Origin of the sequence: Burkholderia sp. Se-20378 (genome assembly GCF_017104665.1) — a bacterium.
Lineage (GTDB): Bacteria > Pseudomonadota > Gammaproteobacteria > Burkholderiales > Burkholderiaceae > Burkholderia > Burkholderia lata.
Map to the genome: position 1 here is coordinate 1 of NZ_JAAGPG010000502.1, position 6,008 is coordinate 6,008.

Consider the following 6,008-nt stretch of genomic DNA (forward strand, 5'->3'; position numbering starts at 1 on the left):
ACACGCGCGGGCTCGGTGCATCGAATTCGCGCAGCACGAATGCACGCAGCGGTGCGAGCGCCTGCGCGCGGTCGCGTTCGCCGAGCGTGTCGTGATAGAAGCCCGGCAGCACGATGCGCTCCTTGCGCGCGGCGCCGAGGCGTTCGAAGAAGCGGTCCTGCGGGCCGCGATGCACGACCCAGTCGGCGCCCGAGATCAGCAGCTGCGTCGGCACGGTGATCGCGGCCGCGTCGGCGACGATCCGCTGCGCGGTGTCGTGCAGGTCGAGCAGCATGTTGACCGCGATCGGCCGCGTGATCAGCGGATCGGACGCATAGCTCGCGATCCGCTCGGGATCGTGCGTGAGGAATTTCGGCTTCACGTAGCTGTTCACGTAGAACAGCCCGCGCAGCTTGTGCATCAGCCGCAGGCCCGGCCGCGCGAACGGCACGTAGAGCTTGATGTGGAACGCAGGCGACGCGACCACGAGCGCACGGATCGGCGGCGCATAATCGTGCGCCCAGGTGGCCGCGAGCACCGCGCCGACGCTCTGGCCGACCACGGCCATGTCCTCAATCGCGATGCCGTGCGTGTCGCGGATATGTTCGACGAAGGTCTGCAGGTCGCGCACCGACGCGGCCGCGCTCGGGCTGTAGCCGCGCGCGCCGGGCGAGCGGCCGTGGCCGCGCGCATCCCACGCGAAGAACGCGAAATCGGGCAGGTCGAGTTCGTCGACCAGGTGCGCGACGCGCGCCGAGTGTTCGTGGCCGCGATGCAGCAACACGATGGCGCCGCGGCAGCGCGGGCCCGTGGCGGGCCAGTGACGATAGAACAGCGTTTCGCCGTCGTGCGTGATGAAGTCGGCCTCGCGGGCCATGCGTGCGCTCATGCGTTTCTCTCTCGTTTCGTTATTTGAATCTTGGTGCGCCGCCCTCCGGCGCCCGGTACCGCAACCGCTCTGGACGACCTTTTCAACCGCCCTTTTCCGCGATGCCGGCCTGCACGCGCCGCACCACGGTGACGATCGACAGCACGATCAGCAGCCGCCACAACCATGCTGCGACGCCGCCGACCGGAAACCCGAGCCCGATCCACAGCGCGAACGCGCCGAGGGCGAGCGCGCGGTCGCTCTTGCCGAACGGGCCGTCGTAGCGGCGGCTCACGCCGACCAGCGGGCCGATCAGCCCCGCGCATTCGACGATCACCGCCGTCAGCGCGAACAGCCAGACGTCTGCCGGAGCGAACGCGGGAATTGCGAGAAACGGCAGCACCAGCGCGATATCGGACACGACGTCGCCGAGTTCGTTCAGGTACGCGCCGAGCGTGCTCTTCTGGTCGTGCTCGCGCGCGAGCATCCCGTCGATCGCGTTGAGCGCCATCCGCGCGAACAGCCACAGCGGAATCAGCAGGAACAGCGCGCGGGCAAACACGCCGAGGCCGGCAAGCGCGCCGACGACGATCGAGCCGCCGGCCGCGAACAGCGTGACCTGGTTGGCCGTGACGCCGCGCTCGGCAAGCGCGTTCGCGAACGGACGCAGACGGTTCTGGAATTTGGGTTTGAGTGCGTAGAGGCTCATCGTTTTATTTGCGCGGCACAGTCGGATACGTTTCCCGCCGCCATGCCCCGGGCGGCGAAACGGCCTTGGACGGCCTTCCATGGACGGCCCTAATCGTCGCCGAGCGGCCCCGATGCGTCAAGCAGGCGTCCGGCCCGCACACGCGGCGCCAATCTGGCGTTTTTGACGGAAACTCGCGATAATCCGCTGGCCCGATCGCAGCGAGATCCATTCGAACTGCAAACGGGCACTCGTGCAACAGCCGATTATCACGCCGCCGACCGGCGCATTCGCCGCGACGCAACAGCGTGTGACGGCGAACCGTCCGATTATCGCGGACCCGCGACAGGCAGCCACGAATTTGAAAAAATTTAAACAAGGGCCGTCCGGCGCGCATCCTGCCGCGCCGGCATTCCGGGGTCCCGCCCGCCGCTCACGCGCAGCGGGCCATGCAGGCAGGCAGGAGGCGCAGCGCCGATGAACATCCTCAACGTCTGGCAGCGCGATTTCCTGCTGTCCATCGTGCGGCTCGTCGCCGGCGCTTATCCGGTCTGGCATCAGGCGCCGCCTTCCCCGACGCAGAAGATCTACTTCTCGAACCACACGAGCCATATCGACACGCTCGCGATCCTCGCCGCGCTGCCGCGCAACGTGCGCGCGGTCGTGCGGCCGGTCGCCGCGCGCGACTACTGGGACAGCAGCGACATGAAGCGCCACATCGCGCAGAAGCTGCTGAACGTCGTGCTGATCGATCGTCACCGCGAATCCGGCGGCGACCCGCTCGACCCGGTGCGCGACGCGCTCAAGCAGGGCCATTCGATCATCATCTTCCCGGAAGGCACGCGCGGCGCGGAGATCCTCCCGCAGCCGTTCAAGAGCGGGCTGTTCCACCTCGCGACCGAGTTTCCGGACGTCGCGCTCGCGCCCGTCTATCTCGAGAACCTGCAACGGATCATGCCGAAGGGCGCGATCTGGCCGGTGCCGCTGATCTGCAAGGTGCACTTCGGCGCGAACGACGCGCTCGGCGCCCAGGAAGACAAGCCGACGTTCCTCGCCCGCATGCGCGACGCAGTCGTCGCGCTCGCGCCGCCGCAGCGGCCGGCCGGCTGAACGCGGCGCCCTCTTCTCCCCTTTCCGGATATCAACAATGCGAACAATTTTCTGGGAACTGGTCGCGGGCGTCACGGGCGTGCTCGTCGTCGCGACCGTGATCGGCGCGATCCTCGGCGCACGCAGCGGCGGCACGAGCGCGACCATCGTCAACCTGAACCAGCGCATCCGTGCGTGGTGGGCGATGATCGCGATCATGGCCATCGCGATCGGCCTCGGCAACAACATCACGTATCTGGTGTTCGCGGTGCTGTCCTACCTGACGCTGCGTGAATTCATCACGCTCACGCCAACCACCGCGAGCGACCATACGACGCTGTTCATCGCGTTCTTCGTCGCGATCCCCGTGCAGTACCTGCTGCTCGGGATCAACTGGTACGGGATGTATTCGATCTTCGTGCCCGTGCACCTGTTCTTCGCGATGTCGCTCGTGTCGGCTCTCACGCAGGACACGCGCGAATTCCTCAGCCGCAACGCGAAGATCAACTGGGCGCTGATGGTGTGCGTGTACGGGCTGAGCCATGCGCCGGCCGTGCTGATCCTCGACATTCCGCACTACACGGGGCAGAACGCGCTGCTGCTGTTCTTCTTCCTGTTCGTCGTGCAGATCAGCGACGTGCTGCAGTACGTGGTCGGCAAGCTGTTCGGCAAGCGCAAGATCGCGCCGCAGCTGTCGCCGTCGAAGACGATCGAAGGGTTCGTCGGCGGCGGCTTGCTGGCCACGCTGTGCGGCGCATCGCTGTATCGCGTGACGCCGTTCAGCTTCGGGTCGGCGTTCGGCATCTCGCTCGCGATCGTGATCGCGGGCTTCGTCGGCGGCCTCGTGCTGTCCGCCGTCAAGCGCTCGCTCGGCACCAAGGACTGGGGCTCGATGATCGCGGGCCACGGCGGGATGCTCGATCGCGTCGACTCGATCTGCTTCGCCGCGCCGGTGTTCTTCCACCTCGTGCGGTATCTGTACGTGTAAGGCGCGGGCGGCCCAACGCCGCCCGTTCCTGCGCGCGAAGGATCAGTACCCTTCGCGCAATGCCTTCGGCACGACGTAGCGGCCACGCGCCGCGTCGAACTTCACCGTATAGCGCGCGTGGATGGCCTTGTCGCCGCGTGTGCCCGTTTCCGTGACTGTCAACGGATAGACGTCGCCGGTGCCGCTCAGGTCCGGCGCGATCTCGAAGCGACGTTCCTCGCAACGCGCCTGGGCGTTCGCACATTCGGTCGAGTCCGCGTTGTCGAGCGCCTCGTCGATGCGCGCCGCCGCCAGCACCAACGCATTGCCGACCGGCAGCCAGATCGCGCGGAAGCTTTGCGTATAGCCTTGCCGCATGTCGCTTTCGCCGATGACGAACCCGAACAGGTGCGGCCCGAGCCGCTCGATGCGCACCGTGCCCGGCTCGCCGCGCTTGCCCGACGCGATCTCCGTTTTCTTCACGATCGGCTCGAGCGTCGTGCCGCTGGCCGCCGGCTTCAGCACGTACAGGTCGATCGTGCCGGTCGTTGCGTCCGAATCCATCCCCGGCATCCCGTTCTGTACCGCCGCCTCGGTCTCGCCGCACATCGCGAGCAGCGTGCGCGGGCCATCCGCGGTCGCGACGCGCAGCGAACCGCACGGCGCATGGATTAGATCGTCCCCGTCCGCCTGCCAGCCCTTGCGGTCCGCACGCCACTTGCCATACGTGTCGTGGATGAAGGTTTTCAACAGACGATCAGGCTGGGCCGGCTCGGCCGCATAAACGGGCGACAACGCAGAGAGTGCGGTCAGCACCGCGAGTGCGCCAAGCGCGGCGAGCGAAGCCGCGAACGGCTTCAGACGTGTGTTCCGGTGCGGGACTGTCATGACGAAGATCGTTCTGGTCGAAAAGATACGTAGCGGATGGTGGCGGGCCCACACGATCACGGTTGCCGTGGCGCGATGCCGGTGCCGTCCGGTTTCAGCCGCGTGGTTGACACCCACCCTTCGGCGATGCGGCGTGTGCGCGGATTCAGATAGACGACCGACGTGAAACGGCCATAGTCGGTCCGTGCATCGACGTGGTCGTGCTCGACGACGAACACCCCGTCGATCCGGCATGCATCGTCCGGCGCGGAATGGAACGGCAGGCGCCCGTTGCCGATGACGACCCGCCCGGCGTCGCTACCCGTCACGTAATCGCCCTGCGCCTGCGCGCGGCGGTTCAGCGCATCGCAATCGACGGCGTTGCGCACGGGCGCGACCGGCGCCGCCGGTGCAACGCACGTCGACACGAATCGTGACAACGCGCGCCGGTCGATGTTCAGTACGTCCGGCCGGTCGGGATCGCGCGTGACGTCGAGCGCACGCATCGCCTGCGTATCGAGTGTCACCCAGCCGATCGTCGCCTCGCGATTCGGCGTGCCCGAGTGGGCCGGTATCGTGAACAGCCGGAGGCGATAGACGTTGCCGTCACGCTCGTCCACGTCGACGTGGATGTCGCGCCGGTTCATCGCTGTCTGCCGCAGTGCCGGCACGATCAACTGCGTCAGCTGATCATTGCACGACGCCGGCGGCGTGGCAGCGGCCGTCGGCAAGGCCGTCGCGCCCAGGCATGCCATCGCGGCATGCACGGCGACAGCCGCGGCGAACCGGCGGCGGCGTACGGCCTCGCCATTCGCGCCGGCCGGCGTTACGATCTCGTTCTTCACCCAGGCTCCGTTCGATGCACGCGGGAATCGGCCCGCGAGCCCGTAGCGTACACGCACGGCGCGGCACCGCAAGCGCGCATCGCACCTGCCGACATGGACCTACGCATGAACCTCACGTTGCAGGATGTCGCATGGCACCGGTCGGTCGGGCGGCTCATCGAGTCGCTCGACCAGCCGGGCTTCTGGCTGGCCCTGATCCGGCTGATCGAGGAATACGTCGCGGTCGACAGCTGGGTCGCGCTGACGTTCGGCGACGGCCGCCCGCAGGTGTTCGCCGAATGCCCGTACGAAGGCGGCGGCCCCGACCCGCTGTTCCGCGACTACGTGCAGGGCCTGTACCAGCTCGACCCGTTCTACATCGCGAACCGCGACGCGCCGAAGAGCGGCCTGTTCCGGCTGTCCGACGTCGCGCCCGAATGCTTCCGCGATACCGAGTACTACACGCTCTATTTCACGCACAACGTCGTCGAGGACGAGGTGCAGTTCAACGTCGTGCTCGACGATGCGCGCACGCTGTGCCTGTCGCTCGGCAGCAAGCGGCGCTTCAGCCCCGAGCAGGTGGCGCTGCTTGACCTGATCCGGCCGTGGGTGGCCGGGCTGATGCGGCAACGGCTCGCGTTCGAGCCGGCCGCCGCGAGCCAAGCGCCGCCGCGCCGGCCCGGCGCACACGACGGCTTCGAGCCGGCGATGGCGCGGCTCGGCACG

At 67.6% G+C, this 6,008-nt stretch carries 7 protein-coding genes; 3 read left to right on the forward strand and 4 right to left on the reverse strand.

The window, feature by feature from the left end; all coding sequences use genetic code 11:
• Positions 1-868 (reverse strand): alpha/beta hydrolase (locus G3N93_RS32240; protein WP_206134777.1); only part of this gene is annotated, 868 nt, incomplete at its 3' end.
• An 82-nt stretch (positions 869-950) separates the two neighbouring features.
• Complete coding sequence (locus G3N93_RS32245; RefSeq protein WP_174934699.1) at positions 951-1,556, reverse strand: CDP-alcohol phosphatidyltransferase family protein; 606 nt, start codon at positions 1,554-1,556, stop codon at positions 951-953.
• A gap of 456 nt (positions 1,557-2,012) precedes the next feature.
• Between G3N93_RS32245 and G3N93_RS32250 the strand changes: the two genes are divergently transcribed.
• Together G3N93_RS32250 and G3N93_RS32255 are read left to right on the forward strand one after the other, a co-directional pair.
• Entirely contained in the window at positions 2,013-2,645 is a 633-nt protein-coding gene (locus G3N93_RS32250; protein WP_011351684.1) for a lysophospholipid acyltransferase family protein, read from the forward strand.
• A gap of 37 nt (positions 2,646-2,682) precedes the next feature.
• Positions 2,683-3,612 carry a phosphatidate cytidylyltransferase gene (locus tag G3N93_RS32255; RefSeq protein ID WP_174989762.1) on the forward strand — a complete coding sequence of 310 codons (930 nt, stop codon included), beginning with the start codon at positions 2,683-2,685 and terminating at the stop codon, positions 3,610-3,612.
• Positions 3,613-3,654: 42 nt separating this feature from the next.
• On the opposite strand, the gene G3N93_RS32260 is transcribed toward G3N93_RS32255, so the two are convergent.
• Together G3N93_RS32260 and G3N93_RS32265 are read right to left on the reverse strand one after the other, a co-directional pair.
• Positions 3,655-4,479: a topoisomerase IV gene (locus G3N93_RS32260; RefSeq protein ID WP_206134778.1), complete on the reverse strand. Its 825-nt coding sequence runs from the start codon at positions 4,477-4,479 to the stop codon at positions 3,655-3,657.
• A gap of 56 nt (positions 4,480-4,535) precedes the next feature.
• Complete coding sequence (locus G3N93_RS32265) at positions 4,536-5,303, reverse strand: hypothetical protein (RefSeq protein ID WP_307873439.1); 768 nt, start codon at positions 5,301-5,303, stop codon at positions 4,536-4,538.
• Between the two features lie 105 nt (positions 5,304-5,408).
• Between G3N93_RS32265 and G3N93_RS32270 the strand changes: the two genes are divergently transcribed.
• Positions 5,409-6,008 (forward strand): helix-turn-helix transcriptional regulator (locus G3N93_RS32270; RefSeq protein WP_206134779.1); only part of this gene is annotated, 600 nt, incomplete at its 3' end.